This is a genomic window from Microbispora hainanensis, from assembly GCF_006874475.1.
Classification (GTDB): domain Bacteria; phylum Actinomycetota; class Actinomycetes; order Streptosporangiales; family Streptosporangiaceae; genus Microbispora; species Microbispora hainanensis.
Genome location: NZ_VIRM01000039.1, coordinates 1 through 19,579, shown reverse-complemented (window position 1 = coordinate 19,579; position 19,579 = coordinate 1). Strand labels below are relative to the sequence as shown.

The 19,579-nt window shown below is 70.9% G+C and carries 12 protein-coding genes and 1 pseudogene; 7 read left to right on the top strand and 6 right to left on the bottom strand.

The features are described from left to right. Window positions 1-46: 46 nt before the first annotated feature. Window positions 47-1,078 carry a LacI family DNA-binding transcriptional regulator gene (locus FLX08_RS26970; RefSeq protein WP_142622669.1) on the top strand — a complete coding sequence of 344 codons (1,032 nt, stop codon included), beginning with the start codon at window positions 47-49 and terminating at the stop codon, window positions 1,076-1,078. Between the two features lie 9 nt (window positions 1,079-1,087). Here FLX08_RS26970 and FLX08_RS41540 read toward each other — a convergent pair whose 3' ends face one another. Then, window positions 1,088-2,725 (bottom strand): serine/threonine protein kinase, encoded by a 1,638-nt coding sequence (locus tag FLX08_RS41540; RefSeq protein ID WP_208761680.1) that lies wholly within the window; start codon window positions 2,723-2,725, stop codon window positions 1,088-1,090. Between the two features lie 154 nt (window positions 2,726-2,879). Beyond that, the gene (locus FLX08_RS26960) at window positions 2,880-5,909 is read right to left on the bottom strand and encodes an MGH1-like glycoside hydrolase domain-containing protein (protein WP_142622667.1); all 3,030 of its coding nucleotides are present in this window, start codon (window positions 5,907-5,909) and stop codon (window positions 2,880-2,882) included. A 205-nt stretch (window positions 5,910-6,114) separates the two neighbouring features. Between FLX08_RS26960 and FLX08_RS26955 the strand changes: the two genes are divergently transcribed. After that, window positions 6,115-6,648 (top strand): XdhC family protein, encoded by a 534-nt coding sequence (locus FLX08_RS26955; RefSeq protein WP_142622665.1) that lies wholly within the window; start codon window positions 6,115-6,117, stop codon window positions 6,646-6,648. Window positions 6,649-6,801: 153 nt separating this feature from the next. Here FLX08_RS26955 and FLX08_RS26950 read toward each other — a convergent pair whose 3' ends face one another. Continuing rightward, window positions 6,802-9,186, bottom strand: coding sequence for an extracellular catalytic domain type 1 short-chain-length polyhydroxyalkanoate depolymerase (locus tag FLX08_RS26950; protein ID WP_167530586.1), 2,385 nt, complete (start codon window positions 9,184-9,186; stop codon window positions 6,802-6,804). 406 nt (window positions 9,187-9,592) lie between these two features. Here FLX08_RS26950 and FLX08_RS26945 point away from each other — a divergent pair, with 406 nt between their 5' ends. The 3 genes from FLX08_RS26945 (at window position 9,593) to FLX08_RS26940 (ending at window position 11,129) form a co-directional block, all read left to right on the top strand. After that, window positions 9,593-10,303 (top strand): sulfotransferase family protein, encoded by a 711-nt coding sequence (locus FLX08_RS26945; RefSeq protein WP_142622663.1) that lies wholly within the window; start codon window positions 9,593-9,595, stop codon window positions 10,301-10,303. 126 nt (window positions 10,304-10,429) lie between these two features. Beyond that, the gene (locus FLX08_RS40850) at window positions 10,430-10,570 is read left to right on the top strand and encodes a hypothetical protein (protein ID WP_167530585.1); all 141 of its coding nucleotides are present in this window, start codon (window positions 10,430-10,432) and stop codon (window positions 10,568-10,570) included. Then, window positions 10,557-11,129, top strand: a complete 573-nt coding sequence (locus FLX08_RS26940) for a TIGR03086 family metal-binding protein (RefSeq protein ID WP_142622661.1) — start codon at window positions 10,557-10,559, stop codon at window positions 11,127-11,129. Before FLX08_RS40850 ends, FLX08_RS26940 begins: the two co-directional genes overlap by 14 nt. A 98-nt stretch (window positions 11,130-11,227) precedes the next feature. Here the strand turns inward: FLX08_RS26940 and FLX08_RS43470 are convergent, their stop codons facing one another. From FLX08_RS43470 to FLX08_RS26925, 3 genes and pseudogenes are all read right to left on the bottom strand, one after another. Beyond that, on the bottom strand, window positions 11,228-11,869 hold the full coding sequence (locus FLX08_RS43470; protein WP_425280644.1) for a S8 family serine peptidase: 642 nt from the start codon (window positions 11,867-11,869) through the stop codon (window positions 11,228-11,230). 15 nt (window positions 11,870-11,884) lie between these two features. Beyond that, window positions 11,885-12,290, bottom strand: a pseudogene (locus FLX08_RS40845) (class II aldolase/adducin family protein); the annotation flags it as partial. Window positions 12,291-12,355: 65 nt separating this feature from the next. After that, the gene (locus FLX08_RS26925) at window positions 12,356-13,162 is read right to left on the bottom strand and encodes an SAM-dependent methyltransferase (protein WP_244312910.1); all 807 of its coding nucleotides are present in this window, start codon (window positions 13,160-13,162) and stop codon (window positions 12,356-12,358) included. Between the two features lie 649 nt (window positions 13,163-13,811). On the opposite strand from FLX08_RS26925, the gene FLX08_RS26920 reads away from it, so the two are divergent. Then, complete coding sequence (locus FLX08_RS26920) at window positions 13,812-16,745, top strand: family 43 glycosylhydrolase (protein WP_142622656.1); 2,934 nt, start codon at window positions 13,812-13,814, stop codon at window positions 16,743-16,745. 203 nt (window positions 16,746-16,948) lie between these two features. Beyond that, entirely contained in the window at window positions 16,949-19,330 is a 2,382-nt protein-coding gene (locus tag FLX08_RS26915) for a family 43 glycosylhydrolase (RefSeq protein WP_142622654.1), read from the top strand. Window positions 19,331-19,579 lie beyond the last annotated feature (249 nt).

The following is a 19,579-nucleotide window of genomic DNA, read 5'->3' as shown; positions in this document are numbered from 1 at the left end:
CAGTTAGGATCTTCCCAACCCCAGCAGCCGGAGGTATAGGAGACGCATGGCCGGTCCAACCCTGCGCGACGTCGCCAAGCGGGCGAACGTGTCCATCCGCACGGTGTCCAACGTGGTCAACGGATACGCTCCCGTCTCGGACGAGTTGCGCGCACGCGTGCAGGCCGCACTGGACGAGCTCGACTACCGTCCCAACCTCATCGCCCGCAACCTCAAGCAGGGCCGCAGCGGGATGATCGCCCTGGTCGTGCCCGAGCTCGACGTCCCCTACTTCGCCGAGCTCGCCCGCGAGGTGATCACCGCCGCCCGCGCCCGCGGCTACGTGGTGATGGTCGACCAGACCGACGGCGACGTCGAGCGCGAACGCGAACTGCTGGGCCGGAACTCGCGGGCCACGATGTTCGACGGGCTACTGCTGAGCCCGCTGAGCGTCACGGCCGAGGAGCTGCGGGCCCGGGGCCACCGGGTCCCCATCGTGCTGCTGGGCGAGCACATCTTCAACGGCAGCTTCCACCACGTGGCCATCGACAACGTGTCCGCCGCCAGGGAGGCCACCGCCCACCTGCTGGCCCTCGGCCGGCGGCGCGTCGCCGCCATCGGCGACCAGCCGTACGCCACCGGCGAGACCGCGCAGCTTCGCACCAGCGGCTACCGGCAGGCGCACGCGCGGGAGGGCCTGGAGGTGGACGAGCGGCTCATCGTGCCGACTCCGCGCTTCCACCGCCGCCAGGGCGCCACGGCGATGGAGCAGCTCCTCACCCTGCCCGAGCCGCCCGACGCCGTCTTCTGCTACAACGACCTGCTCGCCCTCGGCGCGATGCGGGCGCTGACGCGTGCGGGGCTGCGCGTCCCCGACGACGTCGCCGTGGTGGGCATGGACGACATCGAGGAGGGCCAGTACAGCACCCCCAGCCTCACCACCGTCGCCCCGGACAAGAAGGAGATCGCCCGCATGGCGGTGGACGTCCTCATGGAGTCGATCGGCGGGACGCCCCGTCCGCCCGCCGAGATCGTGGTGCCGCATCGCCTGATCGTCCGGGAGAGCACGACCGGCCAGGCGCCCGCGGTCCCCACCTGAGCGAGCCGGTCAGCGGTAGGCGTAGCAGTAGTTCGACTTGCCCTTGAACCGGTGGAACGCCTTCGGATCGTGGTAGCGCCAGCGGCAGCCCGCGTCACGCTGGCCCTGGGAGAGATACATGGTCTCGCCCTTGCGCTTGATGCAGTACGCGCCGGGCGTGGGCGTCTCGCGATACTCGACCCACTCCCAGCCGAGGCTCACGCAGTAGTCGGTGAACCGTCCGGGTCCCAGCTCCACGACCCGCTTGGCCTGCGTGGGCGAGGGCTTCGCCACCGGGGACTCCGCGGGGACCGGCGCGGTCGTCTTCGACCGGCGGACGGTCGGGCGTGCGGTGACCGTCCGGGTCGGGACCGGCCGGGTGGTGTCCGGCCTGGCCGTGGACCGGCTCACCCGCGGCCGGTGTGAGGCGGCGGGCGACGCGGATCGCGAGACGGCGGGGGGTGACGGGGCCAAGGACGCGGCCGGGGACGGGGCCAGGGACGGGGACGGACCGCCGCCGGTGTCCGCCGAGGCGGCCGGGGGCGTGCCGACCACCGCCGCTCGCTCGGTCGCGGAGGCGCCGGTCCTCGTGAACGGCAGATGCAGGGACGGCAGCAGCGTGGCGGCGGCGGCCGCCGTGGCCGCCACCGCCACGACCACGGCGGCGACGACGGCCCGCACCCGCCCGCGCCTGTCGCCCCCCGGCACCGTGGCAGGCCCCGCGACAGGCCCCGTGGCAGGCCCCATGGCAGGACCGGACGCCCCGACGGGCACACCGCCCGTGGAAGGTGGCATCGGCGTGCCCGGCCCGGCAGGCGCGGCAGGCGCGAGCGGCACACCCGGCGCCACCGGTGCGACCGGCGCGTCGTGGCGCGGGCGCACGAGGCGGTCGACGATCTCTCGCGCGGCCGGCCGCCGTGCCGGGTCCTTGGCGAGACAGGCCGTGAGCAGGTCGCGCAGCGGCGCCTCGATCCCCTCCAGGCCGGGCTCCTGGTTGAGGATCCTGTTGATGATGGCGGGGATGGCGTCGGCGCCGAACGGCGGGCGGCCCGTGGCGGCGAACGTGATCGTGGACGCCCAGGCGAACACGTCGAGGGCGAAGCCGAGCTCGCCCGCCGCGAGCTGCTCGGGCGCCATGTAGGCGGGCGTCCCGACGACCTGACTGGTCATCGTACTGGTATTGGCGAGGGCGCGGGCGATCCCGAAGTCGATGACGCGCGGCCCGTCCGGCCCGATCAGCACGTTCTGCGGTTTGAAGTCCCGGTGGACCACCCCGGCGTCGTGCAGGGCGACCAGGGCGGTGGCGGTGCCGATGGCGAGCCGTTCGAGCGCGCCGCCCGACAAGGGCCCCCGCGCCGCCACCACCTGGCTCAGCGCAGGCCCGTCGACGTACTCGCTCACGATGTACGGCCGGCTGCCGTCCATTCCGGACTCCAGCACCTGTGCCGTGCAGAACCGGGCGACCCGGCGGGCGAGCTCCGCCTCGCGGGTGAAGTCGGCGCGGGCGGCGTCCCGGCCAAGCCGTGCGTGGAAGAGCTTGACCGCGACGAGGGCGCCGGACTCGGACTCGCCGAGGTAGACGACGCCCTGCCCTCCCTCGCCGATCCTGCCGGTGATGCGGAAGGAGCCCAGGCGTGCGGGATCGCTCGGCTCCAGCGGCTGCGGCATGACTCTCCGGGGGTCGGGGGCGCGTACGCGCTTCCAGTATCCCGCCGGAGATCGACCACATGACCGCGTTGGCCCAACCGCGGCCGGTGCTCGGCGAATCGTCCCCGCGATCCGTGGAGGGCGCGGCGCCGGAACCGCGCCCTCCACGGGCGCGCTACGAGGAACTACGGCCCTCCAGGCCGGCGACCGCGATCGTGCCGGAGGTGCCGCGCAGGCCGAAGCCGTAGCGGAAGCCCTCGCGGGCCTGCGGGGTGGCGAGCGTGCCGCCGATGTCCGCCGTACGCAGCGGACGCCACTGGCCGTCCGTGTAGGCGAAGGAGGTGATGGTGTCGCCGGACACCGCCAGCGCGAACCGGTCGCCCGGCTTCAGCGTCAGCGGGGCGTCGCCGGGCGTGTCGAGGAACCGGCCGCCGACCCGCACGTTGATGCCCGACTGCTTGCGGGTGTTGTTGTACCAGGCGGTCACGTAGGTGCCCGCGTCCTTCACCCAGCCGACGAACACGCTGTCCTCCGGGCTGCCGGTGCCGGCGAACTCCCCCGCCGTCACCACGCTGATCGCGTCGCCCGACGAGAGCGCCGCCGGACCGGCCGCCAGGCCGAAGAACGGCTGGGCGCCGCCGCCCGCGAACCGTCCGCCGCCGGCCGTGACCGCCGGCAACGCCTCGCCGCCCTCGGGCTTGTAGAGCGTGTAGCCCGCCGAGGTGTCGGCGGCGAAGTCGTCGTCGACCTCCACCTTCCCGTAGGCGTCCGGGTCGAGCCCCACGGTGACCTGGGCGTACGGGCTCACGGCCCGCGCCGACCCGTCGAACTCGACGGCCGCGCGCACCGGGTGGGCGCCGGGGCTGGGCGCGGTCCCGGCGGGCGGCGCGACCCGCCAGCGTACGGCGAACTCGCCGCCCGGCCGCACCACGTGGGCCTTCGGGCTGCCGACCGGCTCGGCCGACCAGCCCGGCGGCACGGCCAGCGACGCCGTGACCCGGGTGGCGGGCGTGCGTCCCCGGTTGACGAAGGTGGTGGTCACCTCGGCGGGGTCGCCGGAACGCGCCTGCCCGGCGACGGCCACGTCCACCGAGGCGTCGCCCGCCGCGGGCGACCAGGCCTGCAGCTCGGTGACGCCGACGTACGCGCCCGGCGGGTTGCCGAACACCAGCCGGATCCTGGTCGTCGTCAGGGCCGGGAACGTGACGCGGTTCAGTGCGGCGCCCACGGGCCGCTCCGGCGTTCGGGTCTGGCCCGGCACCTCGCGCCACGCCGCGCCGTCCCAGAACTCCAGCCGGTACGACGCGGGGGCCTTGACCCCGCCTCCGTCGTCGTAGGCGTAGAACCGCACGTCGCTCACCCGGGTCGGCACGCCGAAGTCCACGCCGAGATGGTCTTCGGCGTTCGGCGAGCGATAGTTGGTCCACCGGTTGTGCGGGACGTCGTCGTAGAAGATCCGCCCGTCCACGGCGTCCCACACGTTGTCGATGCCGTTGGTGTACGACGCGAACGGCTTGGGATAGCCGGTGCCGTACGGGTTGGCGGCGTCGTTGCCGGGCCTCGCGGACCGGTCGGGCGCCACGGCGGCCGGCACCCGGGCGGTCAGCTCGCCGGCCGTGGCCCGCTTGGCGGCCTGCCTGCCGTCCACATAGACGCGCATGCCCGCGCCCTGGCCATACCTGCTGCCGTCGCGGTCCCACAGCACCGTCACGTTGTGCCCGTGGTAGGGCACGTTCTCCAGCGCGAAGTAGTCCCAGCCGGCCGGCGCGAGCGGCTTCAGCACGACCGTGCCGTCCGGCTGCGGACGCAGCCCGATCAAGCCGCTGATCACCAGGTCGTTGAAGGTCGAGTGGTTGTAGTGCTCACTGTGGCCCGCGGCGTCGTAGATCCAGCGCGGCTCGTCCGGGTGGTGCGCCTCGGCGACGTACGGATGCCCGTCCTTGTACTGGGTGAGCGCGTAGCCGCGCAGCACCGAGTAGTAGTCGGCCGCGGTGACCACGTGCTGATCGTAGTCGTCGAGGAGGTTGGCCATCGCGGTGAGCGTCGTCGAGGTGGAGTAGGGCCAGCTCGGCCCGTCCCAGCGGCAGCAGCCGTTCAGCGCGTCGCGCATGAACAGCGGGCTGCGCCGCTCGGCGGTGGTCGGCCCGTACGGCGCGGCGAACCCCTGCGGGTCGAGCAGCTGCGCCCACGCCTTCTCCGTGCCGGGCTTGGCCATGTCGAACGCCCACGGCACGAAACCGATCTGCTCCCGGGTGGACACCAGCCGCTCCTGGGGGTCCAGGTCGGCGCGGGCCTTGTGGTAGAAGAACGACCGCTCCGGGTCCCAGAGATAGCGGTGCAGCGCGTCCTGCAGCGACGCCGCCCGCTGCGTGAACGTCTTGGCCAGCGCCTTGTCGCCGTCCATGGTGGCGATGGCGGCGATCGCCTTGGCGTCGCCGTACTGGTAGGCGTTCAGCGTGGGCCGGTAGCCCGCGCCGCCGTGGTAGGGATCGGCCGGGTCGGTCTCGTAGGAGGAGGCGGTGAACTCCATCGCGTCCCACACCGGCACCGACCAATAGAGACCCAGTTTCTTGTCGTACTGGCCGCCCCACTTGTCGTACTGCCGCACCAGGTCGGGCAGCAGCCCCTTGACGAAGGACGTGTCGCCGGTCACCAGGTAGCGCTGGTAGGCGGCGTCGGCCGCCCACCAGGCGTACTGGTGCGCCCAGTCGTCGGTGTCCTTGTTGAGGAACTCCTCCTTCGGCTTGGGGCCGGCGCCCGGTCCCTGCAGCCAATAGGTGAGGTAGTCGTCGATCGGGCGGGTGTCGCGCAGCCAGCGCCCCTCGTACACGTGGTGACCTGCGGCGGCGACGATGCCGCCGAGCGGGGCGGAGTATCCGGGCGGGTTGTGGAACTCGGTGATGACGTCGCCGGTCGCGGAGTCGGTGTAGCGGATGTGCCGCTTGTAGGTGCTCCAGCGGTAGTAGTAGACGTCCTGGATCTCCCGGTCGGGCACCTCCAGGAACGGGATGTTGGCCTTGTACCACTCCGGCTCGGCGTACCCCGACACGAGCGCGTCGTGGTTCAGGAAGGCGGTGCCCCTGCCGACCTCCGGGTACGCCGTGGGCGGCGCCTGGGCGGGGGCGGCCTCGGCCGGAGCGGGGATCAGGGCGGTCGGCGCGGCCAGCACCGCGAGCGTCGCGAGCGTCGCGACGGCGTGTCTCATGGTCACCTCGGGCGTTCTCAGCAATCTCAGGAGGGTGACGGCAGGCGAAATCGCTCAGGTTCGGTCGCACTTCACGGCACCGTACGACCGAATCTGATCGATAGCGCTCAGTCTTGACCAGTTATGGACGAAACGCAATAGCTCTTCGCGGCAGCGCCGAACCGTCCGGGGGACCGAAACGCCCGCGGGCTGAGAAACTGCGGGCATGAGTCACAGCCATGACGAGGATCCCGCCTGCGCGGCGGCCCACGGCGACGTGCGGCCGGAGGAGACAGGGCGGCGGACGCTGGTCGCGGTGTTCGCGTCTCCGGTGGCCGATCACCTGCTGCGGTTCGGCGTGGAACTGGGCTTCCGGCCGATCCTGCTGGAGCCCGACCCGGACCGCGGGCCCGGCGGCCTTCCTGCGGGCCCGGTCACGGTGGTGAGAGAGCTGGGCGACCACCTGGACGGCACGGCCGACGTGGTCGTCACCGACCATCACCGCGCGGAGATCGGGCCGATACTGCGCGACGTCCTCGCCGGCCCCGCGCGCTGGATCGGCATCATGGGCAGCCCCCATCACGAGGGTCCGCACGTGCGCGCGCTGACCGAGCTGGGCGTCCCGCCCGAGGAGATCGCCCGCGTGCACCGGCCGATAGGGCTCAACATCGGCTCGCGTACGCCTGCGGAGATCGCGGTGGCCACGCTCGCCGGCCTGATCGCCGACAGGAACGGCAGGCCCGGCGGCTTCGCGCACTGACTTCCCGCACTGACTTCCCGCACTGGCTTCCCGCACGCCCCCAGGCCGCCCGGCGAACGCCGGCCACGGACAAGCAGCGGGGCACCCCCGCGGGTGGCGGGGGTGCCCCTGGCGCTCCTCCTGGTCAGGAGCGCGTCATCACGGTGTCACCGGTCAGGAGGCGCTGCACGTCAGCGTCGGTGTCTCCGGACTGCCGTTGGCGGTGAACCCGAAGGTGGTGCTGCCGTTGGCGGGCAGCGTGCCGTTCCACGACTCGTTGCGGACGGAGACCGAGGAGCCGGAGCCGGACGTGAGGCCGCCCCACAGCTGGGTGATGGACGGGGAGCCGGACCAGCTCCAGTTCACCGTCCAGCCGCTGACCGCCGAGTTGCCGGCGTTGACCCTGACCTCGGACTGGAAGCCGCCGGGCCAGCTGTTGACCGTACGGATCGTCGCGCTGCACCCGCCCGGCTGCGGCGTGGGGCTGGGACTCGGGCTGGCGGGCGGAGTCGGGCTCGGACTCGGGCTGACCGGCGGAGTCGGGCTCGGACTCGGGCTGACCGGCGGAGTGGGGCTCGGGCTCGGGCTGACCGGCGGGGTCGGGCTGGGCGAGGTGTCCGGCACGGCGGCGTTGAGAGCGTCCAGCACCGAGGTGTAGGCGGCCTTCTTGTTGCCGTTGCCGTCGAACAGCAGCGGGTTCTGGTAGGAGCGCCAGGAGTCGCTGTCACGCACGCCCCACACCGTGATGCCGACGCACCGGGCGACCGCGAGGCAGTCGTTGACGATGTTGGCGTAGGTGGTGGCCGAGGCGCCCTCGACGTCCAGCTCGGTGATGGCCACGTCCACACCCAGCGCGGCGAAGCTGGAGATGGTGGTGCGGAAGTTGCTGTTGTAGGCGCTGCCGCTGTTGAAGTGGCCCTGCAGGCCGACGCAGTCGATCGGGACACCGCGCGACTTGAAGTCCTTGACCATGTTGTAGACGCCCTGCGTCTTGGCCCAGGTCCAGTTGTCGATGTTGTAGTCGTTGTAGCAGAGCTTGGCGGCGGGGTCGGCGGCCCGCGCGGTGCGGAAGGCGACCTCGATCCAGTCGTTGCCGGTGCGCTGCAGGTTGGAGTCGCGGCGGCCGCCGGTGCTGTCGTCGAAGGCCTCGTTGACCACGTCCCAGTAGGGGATCTTGCCCTTGTAGTGGGCCATCACGCCGTTGATGTGGTTGATCATCGCCTGGCGCAGCGCGCTGCCCGACAGCGACTGCATCCAGCCCGGCTGCTGGGAGTACCAGGCCAGCGTGTGCCCGCGCACCTGCTTGCCGTTCTGCACCGCCCAGTTGTAGATCCGGTCGGCGTTGGTGAAGTTGAACTGACCCTGGTTCGGCTCGGTCGCGTCGATCTTCATCTCGTTCTCGGCCGTGATCATGTTGAACTCACGGTTCGCGATCGTCGTGTAGTTCGAGTCGCCGAGCTTGCTCGCGCTGATCGCGGTGCCGAAGTAACGACCGCTGCGGGCCGCGGCGGCGCCCAGCGTGGTGGCCGGCGGGCCTCCGGTGGGGGTGGCCGACGGGCTCGGCGACGGGCTGTTCGGCGGCGTGGGGGACGGCGTCGGCGTGGGCGTGGGCGACGGGGAGCTCGGCGTGGTGCTGTTGAGGCCGAGGAAGTTGATCGCGTAGCTGATCATGCCGTTGAGGGGCAGCGAGTGGCCCTGACCCGAGACGCTGATGCCCTCGACCGGAGGCTGGGTGCCGTTGTTGCCATACCGGGTGCGGGTCCAGCCCGACGAGGGGCTGTCGGTGGACGCGGGCGTCTGGCTGACACCGTGGAGGTTGGTCCACTGCTTGATCTCTTCACCGAAGTTCGGGTAGGCGAGCGTCGTGTCGTTGGTGCCGTGCCACAGCTGCATGCGCGGGTAGGAGCCGCTGTAGCCGGAGTACATCGACCGGGCGAGGTCACCCCACTGCTGGGCGGTCTTGATGCTCTGCCCCCCGGAGCACTGGCTGTTCCAGGTGGAGCCGTCGGTCGTGGCGAAGCAACCCGCCGGGACGCCCATGAAGGCCGAACCGGCCGTGAAGACGTCCGGATACTCGGCCGCCAGGACGTTGGTCATCATCGCGCCGGAGGAGACGCCGCTGACGTAGACGCGGCCGGGGTCCACGTTGTAGCGCGACTTGGCGTAGTCGACCATCGACATGATGCCGACCGGGTCGCTGCCGCCGCCCCGCCGCAACGCCTGGGGCGAGTACACGTCGAAGCACTGCCCGCTGCGTGTGGCCTCCGGGAACACGATGATGAACCCGTACTGGTCGGCCGCGGTCACGTAGTCGCGGAAGTATCCGCTGTACAGCGCCGATGCGGTGCCCGTGCAGTAGTGGACGGCGACCAGGAGCGCCGGCCGGGCCGCCACCCGGTCCGGCACGTAGATGTACATGTTCAGGTTGCTCGGGTTGTTGCCGAAGTTGGTCACCCGAGTCAGCGAGGCCGCGGCGGCTGGTTGGGTGACCAGCAACGTGGTCGCCGCGACCACGGGCATCAGCACGGCGGCCAGCAAGGCCACGATGCGTCGTCTCACGTGCGCTGTCCTTCCTCCGGTAGCGCCGACCGCGAGTGTGGCCATGGCGCCCGGGACCGGGCTCCCGTACTGCTCGCAGGCCGCGGATGCCACACCCTCACCGAATCGGCGACGTGAATGTTTCCGAAGCGTGCCTAAAACTTTCTGGCCACTCAACCCGCAGATCACCGCGAGTTCTGCGGTGGCGAAGAGCAGGACGTCAGGGGCACTCCACGCCGCCTGGAGGCCGAAGACTTTTGGAAAGTTTCATGGAGACGCCGAAATATTGTCAGAGCGCCGAGAGGCAGACCGCGGGGGCGGGGGCGGAGCATGGAGTGAGCGGGGAGTGAGCGGGGTGTGAGCGGCACCCGGCGGGCGGGCATGGTCTACCGCGTCATCCGGGGGAGGCGACGACGGGAGCCTGGACATGCTGGAGGTCATCGGCGCGGGACTTCCGCGCACCGGAACGACGTCGGTGAAAGTGGCCCTGGAGCGGCTCGGGTTCGGGCCCTGCTACCACACCTTCGAGGTCCTGCTCCGCCCGGAGCTCGCCGGACGATGGCTGCCCCTCTGCTCGGTCGGGGCGGCGGCCGACTGGGAGCGGGTCTTCGAGGGCTTCCGCTCCTGTGTGGACTGGCCCGCCAGCTTCTTCTGGCGGGAGCTGGCCCAGGCCTATCCGGAGGCCAAGGTCGTCCTCACGGTCCGCGACCCGCAGAGCTGGTATTCCAGCTTCCGCGTACTGGGCTCGCTGAGCCCACGCGAGCCGCTGCGGGAGGACGAGGCGCCCGAGTCCATCCGTCCGGTGGTCGCCGCGATGACGAGCCTCCGGCCGCTCTTCGAGCGGATCAGGGGGTCGGTGTTCGGCGAGAGCTGGGAGCCGGGCCACAGCCCCGACGAGCAGCGGGCCGTCGCGGCCTACCACCGGCATGTCGCCGCGGTGCTGGCCGCCGTTCCCGCCGAACGGCTGCTGGTCTTCGACGTACGCGAGGGATGGGGACCGCTGTGCGCCTTCCTCGGGGTCGCCGCTCCCCCGGGCGTCCCGTTCCCGCACCTCAACGACGCCGCGTCGATCCGCAGGACGTTCGAGCTCATGCGCACCGAGGGCCGCGTCCACGTCCCCTTCACGGCAGGAGGCTGACGGCGCGCGGCCGCACGCATCGCTGCGATGAGGCACGAAACCCGGGTCGCCGGTGCCGGGCAGCGCTACCGTCGCCTCAGTGTTGTCGTCCCAGTGCCGTGATCACCGAGACGAGGAGAGACGCGCATGGACAGGATCACAGAGACGGCCACCGAGGCCGGCGCGAGGCCGCCGGTCATCGGGGTGACGCGCGACGTCGAGGCGACGCCCGAGCAGCCGTTCCGCGCCCGCCCGCCGGAGAGGAGGCTCGCCGATGGCGCTGTCTGACCACCCCGCCGAACGGCACCGGCAGGTCGCCGGGCTGTTCGCCGAACGCGTCCGCGGCACCCGGGCCTGGGACGCGCCCTCCCCCGTCGCCGGCTGGGCCGCCCGTGACGTCGTCCGCCACCTGACCGAGTGGTTCCCCGGGTTCCTCGCCGCCGGCTCCGGCATCACGCTGCCCTGCGGACCGCCCGTGGACGAGGACCCGGTCGCCGCGTGGCAGGTGCACTGCGACGGTGTGCAGGCGGTGCTGGACGATCCGGAGACGGCGCACCGCGAGCTCAGCAACCCGCACATCGGCAGCGTGCCCCTGGCGACCGCGATCGACCGGTTCTACACCGCCGACGTGTTCATGCACACGTGGGACCTGTGCAGAGCCACCGGCCAGGACGACCGGCTCGACGCGGGCTTCTGCGCCGAGTTGCTCGCCGGGATGGAGCAGATGGAGCGGGTCATCCGCGCCTCCGGCCAGTTCGGCGCCCGGGTCGAGGTGCCCGGCGATGCGGACGTCCAGGCCAAGCTCCTGGGTTTCATCGGCAGGGACCCGTTCTGGCGGAGCGCCTAGCCGCACACCCTCTGACGTGTGACCCCGTGCTACTCGTGGCGGTGACGGCGCGCGAAACGCCCTGCCGGCCAGGGCCGGCAGGGCGCTGATGCGAGGGTTCAGAAGACGGGATAGATGTCGTAGGTCTGTCCGCCGACGCCGTAGTAGTTGGAACCGGTGGACCAGAGGCCGTCGTTGACCAGGACCTTGTAGAAGAACTGCTGCCCCACGGGGACGACGGCCCCGCACTCCCACAGGCCGGCCGCCCTGCTCACGCAGTCGTGGCCGGTGGTCCAGCTCAGGGGCGCGTCACCGCGGATGGCGATCCGGTTGCCCGCGCCCGGGTCGTAGTGCACCCGGACCGTGGTCGTGGGGTGGCCCGTCCGGTGCCGTACCCGTAGGGGCTGGGCCCGGCGGCGGCCGTGACCGTGCCCATCAGGGCGTCCTTCAGCCGCTGCGCGCCCCACGCGGGGTGGCGCTGCTTGACGAGCGCGGCCGTCCCGGCGACGTGCGGGGTGGCCATCGAGCACCCGCTCATCGTGCCGTAGCCACCGCCGGGCACGGCCGCGGTGATTGATGTCCACCCCCGGCCCGGTCATGTCCGGCTTCAGCCCCTGGGCCCCGGCGGGACCCCGGCTGGAGAAGCCCGCCACGGTGTCGGTCAGGTCCACCGCGCCCACGGTCAGCGCCGACTCGGCGACGCCGATGGAGCTGATGGTGGAGGTGCCGGGGCCGTAGTTGCCCGAGCAGACCACGAACAGCGCGTCATATTGCGAGACGACCCGGTCGCCGAAGATGCGCCGGGTCAGCTCCTCGCCGTCGGCGGCGGCCGCGATGGCGATCCCCGCGTCGGGTGGATGTGGTCGACGTGCGCCGCGTCGACCAGGCCGTGCATCGCGGTGTCGATCGACGGCGCCGCCCCGCCCTTGCCGAACGCGCAGTGGTCGAAGGCGGCGACCATCTCGTCCTCGCGTTCGACGCCCGGGTAGACGTCGGTGAGCGCGCGCAGCCGGTCGAGCCGGAGCACGGCCAGGCCCGATTCGGTGAGCGTGCCGAGGTCGCCCCCCGAGTCCTTCACCCACATCACTTCCACGCCGTGCCGGTGACCGGGTCGAGAGCAGTGCCCTTGGCCGAGGCGTTGTCCCCGGCGAAGTTCGTGTTGCGGGGCTCGGCTCCCAGCAGGTGCGCGCTGGAGAGCCTGGCCCTCGCCTACCGCCGCACGCTCCGGAGGGCGTCTGCGGAGGGTGTCAGCGGACGCGGCCCACGCCGCCGAGCGCGCCGGCCTTGCCCTCCCGCACGAAGGGGTAGTCGGTGTCGGGCCGCCACTCGTGCAGCGGCACCACTCCCGGCTCGACGAGGTCGATCCCTTCGAAGAACGCGAGGACCTGGTCGTACGACCGGGAGGTCGTGCCGGGGACGGAGGTCCGGCTGAAGACCTTCCGGCCCTCCTCCTCCTGGTCCTCGCTCAGCTCGCCGAGGGAGCCGTGCGACACGACCAGGTAGCCGCCCGGCACGAGCGGCTCCCGGAGTGCCGCGACGATCCTCGTCGCCTCGTCGTCGTCCGGGATGAAGTGGAGCACGCCGAGCAGCAGGACGGCGAGCGGCTGGGAGAAGTCGATGTGCTCCCGGACCTCCGGATGCCGCAGCAGCGCCTCGGTGTCGCGCATGTCCGCCTCGACCGCGCGCACCCGCTCGTTCTCGGCCAGGATGGCCCGCGCGTGGACGAGGACGATGGGGTCGTTGTCCACGTAGACGACCCGGGACTCCGGGGCCAGCTCCTGGGCGACCTGGTGGACGTTGCGCTGCGTCGGAAGCCCGGCGCCGATGTCGAGGAACTGGCGGATGCCCTGCCCCGCGAGATACGTGACGGTCCGGATCAGGAACTCGCGGTTCTCCCGGGCGATGTCGGGGAGGTTGGGCAGGATCTCGATGATCTTCTCGGCGGCCTCGCGATCCGCCGCGAAATTGTCCTTGCCGCCCAGGTAGTAGTCGTACATCCGGGCGACGCTCGGAGTAAACGGGTCGACGCCCGCGGGCGCCTTACGCTCGTCCACAACACTCCCCTCGTCGTACATCAAAGATCGTACGGCCTTGATCGCAACAGGGAAGACACGTCACCGATTTGTCATCCAAGGCCAGGAACCGGCACGAAGCGGATGCCGCTAGACGAATCCGTTACCCACGCTCCCGGACCGCTCGTTGACGTGCCGAGACGGTAACTTTCCGGCTTTCGGGACAGCACGTTACCGGCCGCGATGCACGTCCCCCACTCTTGACAGTGCGGGCCGTCCCACTTACGGTCACGAAACATCGCCGCCATCTACCCGCAACACGAAATGTTAGCGCTAACAGCCGAGGAGCCCTCCTGATGAGAAGCGGTCCCCCCACCGCGGCTCACCCCGCCCCTCCACGGGAACGTTCGCACCGTCCCGCCCATACGAACACGGTCCCGCCCACGAGTGATCACCTCACGGCCGCCCACCCACGCGCCTGAGGTCAACACCGCGCTCTCCACCCGGCACCACCGGTAGGACAGCGCCCGCACCGCGCCCCTCCCGGCGGGACCACCACGCCGGTCGGAACCCGGGACCGGCCCTCCTTCGCGGGCCGGTGTTCCGCGGCACCTCAGTCGACCGCTCACTCCGATCTCACACCCCCCTGGTGTCAGGCATTGCCTGACATCGCTCAGCAGAGGAGTTTCGCGTGCCCGAAAATCGCCGATCCCCGGCGATCCCCCGACGGTTGCGGAGGATCTCACTCGCGACGGCCGCCGCGCTCGTGTGCGGCGGTCTCGCGGCCCACGGCGGCGTGGCGAACGCCTCCGCCGGGTGGTCGCCGGTGCCGTCGTACACCTCGACCGACGAGGGCGACGGCACCTACACCGTGCCGATCACCAACGCCGACGTGCCCGACATCAGCGTGGAGCGCGTCCCGGCCGCGGAGAACAAGGAGCACCGCGACGTCTACTACATGATCAGCACGACCATGCACCTGAGCCCGGGCGCGCCGATCATGAAGTCGTACGACCTGGTGAACTGGGAGATCGTCAACTACGTGTTCGACCGGGCGGACATCGGCGACGCGTTCTCCCTGCGCAACGGGCAGAACTCCTACGGCCAGGGCCAGTGGGCGTCGTCGCTGCGCTACCACGACGGCAGGTTCTACGTCGTCTTCAACACCAACAACCTCGGCGGCGCGTACCTCTACAGCACCGACGACGTCGAGAACGGCAAGTGGACGCGCACCCCGCTCGGCCGCGGCCTGCACGACCCGTCGCTGTTCTTCGACGACGACGGCACGCCGTACATCTTCTATGGGTCGGGCAATACGAGCGCCGTACGCCTCAAGCCCGATATGTCGGGCATCGACAGGGATTATCCGAACATCTTCACGGCGAACGACTACGCCGGAAAGCCGTTCATCGGCGGGCTGTTCGAGGGCGCCCAGGTCTTCCACATCAACGGCTACTACTACGTGGTCATCATCACCTGGCCGTCCGGGCAGGGACGCCAGGTCGTCATGTTCCGCTCGAAGGACCTGCTCGGCCGCTACACGTCGGCGGACGGCTCGAACACCTACGAGGCGCGCGGGGTGCTCAACTCCAACGGCTTCGCCCAGGGCAGCCTCGTGCCGATCTCCCGCGACGGCGGCACCGACTGGTATGGCATGTTCTTCCGCGACAACTTCCCGATCGGGCGCACTCCGGCGCTCATCCCCGCCACGTGGCAGGACGGCTGGCCGACGTTCGGCACCGACGGGGTCGTGCCGGTGGGCGGCGCGTTCGCCAAGCCGATCACGCTGAGCCCGGCGGAGGAGACGTTCGAGCGGCAGAAGAGCCTCGTCGCCTCCGACGACTTCGCCAACGACGCGCCGCACCGGCCGTACATGGACGAGCAGTGGACGATCCCCGACCCGCCCGCGTACGACGACTCCCTCATCGGCGTCGAGCTCCTGCAGAACCCCGGGTTCGAGGCCGGCGCGGTCTCCCCGTGGGGCACCCAGTACGGCGCGACGATCACCCGCGACACTACCGACCCGGCCGCGGGCGCGGCGGCGCTGAAGGTGAGCAATCGCACCCTCAACGGTTCCGGGCCCAACCAGTTCCTCAACGGCAAGGTGCAGCGCGGTGTGACCTACACCGTGTCGGCGAAGATCAAGTACACCTCGGGCCCGAGCAGCATCCGGTTCAACCTGGTGGCCGACTGGGGCACGGGCGTCCAGACGATGGCGTCCGGGAACGTTCCCGCCGGGCAGTGGACGACCGTCACGGGCCAGTACACCGTTCCCGCGACCGCCAACGTCGACAACTTCAAGTTCGCGATCGAGACCCCGTGGGCCAACCCGCAGCCGGCGTCGTCGAGTGTGGACTACCTGGTCGACGACGTCTCGATCGTCGGGCAGCCGGTGACGACCGAGAGCCCGTCCGAGGAGGAGATCGCCCCCAACGGGTCGCGGCTCGACCCGGTGTGGGAGTGGAACCACGCCCCCGACAACCGCTATTGGTCGCTCACCGACCGGGACGGCTGGCTGCGGCTGACGACCGGCAAGGTGGTCACCGGCAAGTACGTCTACGGCAAGCTGTCCGGCCGCGACGAGCTGACCTGGTTCGAGGAGGCGCGCAACACGCTGTCGCAGCGTACGTTCGGGCCGCGGCAGTCGGTCGAGACCAGGATGGACATCTCCGGCATGAAGAACGGCGACGTCGCCGGTCTGGCCGCCTACAACCGCGGTTTCTCCTATGTCGCGGTCAAGCGCGTCGACGGCCAGAACACGCTGGGCGTCGTCAACCGCGTGCAGCCGTTCGCGGTCGACATCGACCAGTCGGCGGTCGAGAGCTTCGTGCCCGGCACGACGGTGCCGCTGGGCGACGCGACGCAGGTGTACGTGAAGGCGGACCTCGACTTCAGCTCGCCCGCCGGGCAGCTGTGGACCACGTTCTACTACAGCCTCGACGGGCTGCAGTGGACCCGGCTCGGCAGCCGTGTCGGCCCGCAGACGCTGGACGGCAGCCTCTCGCACTTCATGGGGCACCGGGTCGGCCTGTTCGACTACGCGACGAAGGAGAAGGGCGGGCACGTCGACTTCGACTACTACAAGCTCAGCGACACGCTGACCGCGCAGAACAAGGCGCTCGACACGAGCGCCCTCGACGCGGCCATCGCACACGCGGGCACGCTCGACGAGCACGACTATCCGGCGGACGCCTGGGCGGACATGCAGGCCGCGCTCGACGCCGCGACGGCGGCGCGGGCCGGTGAGTTCGGCACCCAGAACCAGATCGACGCGCCGGAGCGGGCGCTCAGCTACCAGCTGGCCCGGCTCGGCACGCTCGCGTCCGCCACGCCCGAGGTCAAGCTGACCGTCACCGCGTCCTCCCGCTGCGTCGGCGCCTCGGCATACGTGGCGGTCACGGCCGTCAACGACTCCGGCGTGCCGGCGACGATCACGCTGACCACCCCGTTCGGCACCAAGACGGTCGCCGACGTGGCTCCGGGCAAGCAGGCCTACCAGTCCTTCAACACCCGCGCCGCCCAGATCGACGCCGGCACGGTCACCGTGAAGGCGACCGCCACCATCGACGGCAAGCAGGCCACTTCGACCTACGACGCCGACTACACCGCGGCGAGCTGCCGCTGACGACGTGGCCGGCCGGCAGCCGATCGCCGGCCGGCCACCGGCGGTGACCACGGCCCACCCGCCAGGGACCACCGCCGGAGCACACCCCGGGGCCGGCCGGCCGCCCATCCGGCCGGCCCCATCCCCACAACACGTCGCGCGCGTCTGCGCGGTTCGCCGGGGCGTCGTGTTGCCGGAGAAGTCCGAGGTCAAGGAGATAATTCGTGTTGAAGCGCGTTCGAAGGACGACCCGGCGACGGGTCGCCGCCATGGCCATGGCCGGCGCTCTGCTGGGCGCCGCCGTCACCGCGACGGCGGGGCCGGTCCAGGCCGCCGCCCCCAACATCATCGTGAACGGCGGGTTCGAGGACGGCCTCGCCGGCTGGTTCGTCAACAACGGAAACGCGACCGACGGTGCGACGCTGTCGCCCACCACGGACGCGTACGCCGGTTCGAGCGCCGTGCTCGTCACCGGCCGCAGGACGACCGGCTCCGGCCCGATGCAGGACCTGTCCGGCAAGGTGCAGGCCGGCAAGACGTACGCGGTCACGGCGCGGGTGAAGTACGAGAACCCCAACAGCCCGGCGACCAAGCAGTTCTTCGCCACCATGCACTACGGCGGCGCGACCTACACGAACGTCGGCACGGTGACGGTCGCGCGCGGGCAGTGGGGGCTCATCCAGGGCACGTTCACGATCCCCGCGGGCCAGAGCGTCGCGACCGCGCGGCTCTTCATCGAGACGCCCTGGACGTCGGATCCCGGGTCCGCCCCGGACACGCATCTGATGGACTTCAAGGTCGACGACGTGTCCGTCTCCGAGTTCGTGCCGTCCACGACCATCGAGGCGCTCGGCAAGAACCCCGGCGAGGGCAACCCGCTCATCTCACACAAGTTCGGCGCGGACGGCAACGCGTTCGTCCACGACGGCCGCGTGTACATCTACATGACCAACGACACGCAGGAGTACAAGCCCGGTCCCACGGGGGTCTCCTCGACGAACACGTACGCGAGCATCAACACGATCACGGTCATCTCGTCCGACGACCTCATGAACTGGGTCGACCACGGCGAGATCCCCGTCGCCGGCCCGAACGGGATCGCTCGCTACGCGAACAACTCGTGGGCCCCGGCCATGGAGAGCAAGGTCGTCGACGGCAAGGAGAAGTTCTTCCTCTACTTCGCCAACAACGGCGGCGGCTCCGGCGTCATCGTCGGCGACTCGCCGATCGGTCCGTGGCACGACGAGCGGGGCAACCTGCTCATCACGAGCGCGACGCCGGGCGCGTCCAACGGCATCAACTGGCTGTTCGACCCCGGCGTGTTCATCGACGACGACGGCCAGGGCTACCTCGTCTTCGGCGGTGGCGGCGACGACGGCACGCGCAGCGCCGAGAACACCAACCACCCGAAGTCCACGCGCGTGATCAGGCTGGGCGACGACATGATCAGCACGAAGGGCTCGGCGGAGGTCATCGACGCGCCGCTCGTGTTCGAGGCCGGCCACCTGTTCAAGCGCGACGGCAAGTACTACTACTCGTACTCGTCGAACTTCGGCTTCGGCGGCCCGATCGACCCCAACGGCCCGCCGACCGGGGCCATCGCCTACCTCATGGCCGACAGCCCGATGGGCCCCTGGACCCCCGACACGTACAAGGGCATCATCTTCCGCAACCCGGGCACCTACTTCGGCGCCGGCGGCAACAACCACCAGTCGGTGTTCAAGCTCGGCGACCAGTACTACTTCACCTACCACGCCCAGACGCTCAACAGCCGCATCACGGGCGGCGCCACCCAGGGCTTCCGCAGCCCGCACCTCGCCAAGCTCGACTTCAACGCCGACGGCACGATCAAGGAAGTGCGGGGCGACTACAAGGGCGTCGAGCAGATCCGCGACCTCGACCCCTACCGGGTGATCGAGGCCGAGACGATCGCCTGGCAGCAGGGCATCGCGACGAAGAAGATCGACGGCGGGTCGGAGGAGTTCGGCGCGCAGGCCCCGAACCTCGTGGTGCACGACATCGACAACGGCGACTGGACGTCGCTCGCGAAGGTCGACTTCGGCGCGGCGGGCGCCACCGGCGTCACCGCCAAGGTGCGCCCGCTCGCGGCCGGCGGGAAGATCGAGGTTCGTCTCGACGGCCGCACCTCACCCGTGGTGGCGACCATCCCCGTCGACGCGCCGCTCGGCGAGTGGACGAAGCTGACCGCCCCGCTCGACGGCGTCACGGGCGTGCACGACGTGTACTTCACCTACGCCGGGCCCGACGGGGCCGACCTCTTCGAGGTCGACTCCTGGTCGTTCGAGGCCGCGTCGGAGGTCGCGCTGACCGTCACCGCGTCCTCCCGCTGCATCGGCACCTCGGCGTACGTGGCGGTCACGGCCGTCAACGACTCCGGCGTGCCCGCGACGATCACGCTGACCACCCCGTACGGGTCCAAGACGGTGGCCGACGTGGCTCCGGGCAAGCAGGCCTACCAGTCCTTCAACACCCGGGCCGGGAACATCGACGCGGGCACGGTCACCGTGAAGGCGACCGCAACCATCGACGGCAAGCAGGCCACCTCGTCCTACGACGCCGGCTACACCGCGGCGAGCTGCCGCTGACGACGTGGCCGGCCGGCAGCCGATCGCCGGCCGGCCACCGGCGGTGACCACCGCCCAGCCGCCAGGGGACACCGCCGGTGCACAACCCGGGGCCGGCCGGCCCCATCCCCCACGAATCCGACCAGCCCCTTATAGATGGAGCGATTCATGAAGATCACCAGGTCCAGCCAGATACTCGCCGCGTCCGTGCTCGGCCTCACCCTCGCGGGTGCCGGCCTGGCCGGCCCCGCGGCGGCCGACGACGACCCC

Excerpts from the sequence above, each read along its gene's own strand:
- FLX08_RS26960 (WP_142622667.1), bottom strand. The coding sequence starts at position 5,909 with ATGAGACACGCCGTCGCGACGCTCGCGACGCTCGCGGTGCTGGCCGCG.
- FLX08_RS40850 (WP_167530585.1), top strand. The coding sequence starts at position 10,430 with ATGGACAGGATCACAGAGACGGCCACCGAGGCCGGCGCGAGGCCGCCG.
- FLX08_RS26940 (WP_142622661.1), top strand. The coding sequence starts at position 10,557 with ATGGCGCTGTCTGACCACCCCGCCGAACGGCACCGGCAGGTCGCCGGG.
- FLX08_RS41540 (WP_208761680.1), bottom strand. The coding sequence starts at position 2,725 with ATGCCGCAGCCGCTGGAGCCGAGCGATCCCGCACGCCTGGGCTCCTTC.
- FLX08_RS26955 (WP_142622665.1), top strand. The coding sequence starts at position 6,115 with ATGAGTCACAGCCATGACGAGGATCCCGCCTGCGCGGCGGCCCACGGC.
- FLX08_RS26970 (WP_142622669.1), top strand. The coding sequence starts at position 47 with ATGGCCGGTCCAACCCTGCGCGACGTCGCCAAGCGGGCGAACGTGTCC.
- FLX08_RS26945 (WP_142622663.1), top strand. The coding sequence starts at position 9,593 with ATGCTGGAGGTCATCGGCGCGGGACTTCCGCGCACCGGAACGACGTCG.